Origin of the sequence: Rhodococcus sp. LB1, assembly GCF_001583455.1 — a bacterium.
Taxonomy (GTDB): Bacteria; Actinomycetota; Actinomycetes; order Mycobacteriales; family Mycobacteriaceae; genus Rhodococcus_F; species Rhodococcus_F opacus.
In genome coordinates, this window is the sequence record NZ_LTCZ01000231.1 from 1 (window position 1) to 2,316 (window position 2,316).

Below are 2,316 nucleotides of genomic sequence, written 5' to 3' on the forward strand. Positions count from 1 at the left end.
CAACCGATCGGCGTCGGTGACGCTCGCGCCGGGGAAGTCGGTCAGGTCCAGGTCGTCGATGGTGACCACGTCGACGCCGGACGGAAGTGCGGGCTGATCCGCGGTAGTGGTCAGGACGCGAACCGGCCCGGCGGACTGCAGCACGTACCCGATGCGGTCGGCGGGGTGATCGGGGTCGACGGGCACGTACGCGCCGCCCGCCTTGACGACGGCGTACATCCCCACCACCAGGTCCAGCGAGCGCCGCATCGCCAGCGCGACCCGCGATTCGGGCCCCACACCGCACGAGACGAGATACCGGGCGAGTCGGTTCGCCCGCTCGTCGAGCTCGGCGTAGGTCAGGGAAGCGCTGTCGAAGACCAGGGCCGTCGCGCCGGGTGTGCGCGCCGCCTGCGCATCGAACAGCTCCGGCAGGGTGGCGACGGGAACCTCGTGGTCCGTGGCGTTCCACCCGGCCAGCTCCCGGAGGCGCGCAGTCGGGTCGGCGATCGCGATATCGCCGACCGGCGTCTGCGGTGCAGCGGTGACCGCCTCGAGGATCCGGACGAACTGTGCACCGAACGAGCGGACCGTGCTCTCGTCGAACAGTTCGGTGGCGTAATTGAATTCGGCGGCGATGGGGCCGGGCCTGCCGTCGGCGCCGTGGGTGTCGGTGAGGACGAGTTGCAGGTCGAACGCGGCGACGTCGGGGACGACCGGTTCGCTCGACACCGACAGGCCGGGGAGTTCGAGGTGTGCGGGTGCGTGGTTCTGGAAGAACAGCGCGACCTGGAACAGCGGGTGGTGGGCTGCCGTGCGGGTGGGGTTCAGGTGCTCCACGAGACGTTCGAACGGCACATCCACGTGAGCGAACGCGGTGAGGTCCGCGTCTCGGACCTGCTGCAGCAGCGCGGCAAACGACGACGCCGGGTCCACCTGCGCGCGGAGCACGAGGGTGTTGACGAACATCCCGACCAGGTCGTCGAGGTCGCGGTCGCCGCGGCCGGCGACAGGCGTGCCGATCGCGATGTCGGTGGTCGCGCTGAGCCGGCCGAGCAGCACCGACAGGGCGGAGTGCGCGACCATGAACAGGGTGGCGTTCTGGGTGCGGGCCAGGGTCAGCAGGCGTTGGTGCAGTTCCGCGGAGATCTCCCACGACAGGGTCGCGCCGTGTTTCGACGCGACGGCGGGTCGCGGTCGGTCGGTGGGCAGGTCGATGCTGTCCGGCAGCCCGGCCAGCGCGGTGCCCCAGTAGCAGAGTTGGCGGGCGGCCCGGGAGTTCGGGTCGTCCTCCTCCCCGAGGAGTTCTCGTTGCCAGAGTGTGTAGTCGGCGTACTGCACCGGCAGCGGCGTCCACTGTAGGTCGTGGCCGCCGCTGTGCGCGGCGTACGCGAGCATCAGGTCGCGGGACAGCGGCGCGAAAGACCATCCGTCGGCGGCGATGTGGTGCACCACCAGGGTCAGCACGTGTTCGTCGTCCCGAACGCGCAGCAGTTGTGCGCGCACGGGAATCTCGGTACTGACGTCGAAGCCGGTGAGGGCGAACGTCCGGATCGAGTTGTCGAGGTCGGCCTCCCGGGCCTCGACGACAGTGAGGCCGAGGTCGACGTCGTGGGCGTCGAGGATGCGCTGCCAGGGTCCCGTGTCCGAGCCCGGGAACACGGTGCGCAGCGATTCGTGCCGGTTCAGCACGTCACGGAGCGCGCGACTCAGTGCCGTGACGTCCAGGTCGCCCGAGAAGCGCACGGCGAGAGGCAGGTTGTAGACGGGGCTTGCGGTATCGAACTGGTTGAGGAACCACACCCGCTGCTGGGCGGGCGACAACGGCACCCGCTCGGGTCGCACCTGCGGGGCCAGGGCGGGACTCGAGGTGTGCGTGTCGCGGTCGACGCCCTCGTACCGTTGTGCGAGCCCGCCGACGGTCGGCGCATCGAAGACATCGCGCAGCGACACGGGGACGCCGAGCGCCGTGCGCAGTCGCGACACCAGTCGGGTGGCGACGAGCGAGTTGCCGCCGAGGTCGAAGAAGTGGTCGTGGACACCGGCCCGCTCGACCCCCAGGATCTCGGCGAACACACCGGCCACGATCAGCTCGGCGGGCGTCCGCGGTGCCACGTATTCGGTGGTCACCGTGTCGAGGTCCGGTGCGGGCAGGGCCTTGCGGTCGAGTTTGCCGTTCACCGACAGCGGCAGGGTGTCCAGGTGCACGACGTGCGCCGGGATCATGTACGAGGGGAGAACCCGGGCAAGGTGGTCGCGGAGATCGGTCGCCGCGACGTTCACGGCACCGACCGTGTACGCGACGAGGGCCTCTTCACCGCGGTCGTCGCGGTGCAC

The 2,316-nt window shown here is 70.3% G+C and carries 1 protein-coding gene; it reads right to left on the bottom strand.

From position 1 onward, the window contains the following. Positions 1-2,187, bottom strand: a 2,187-nt coding sequence (locus AZG88_RS27065) for a condensation domain-containing protein (RefSeq protein ID WP_231914216.1), incomplete at its 3' end; no start/stop codon positions are given. Positions 2,188-2,316 lie beyond the last annotated feature (129 nt).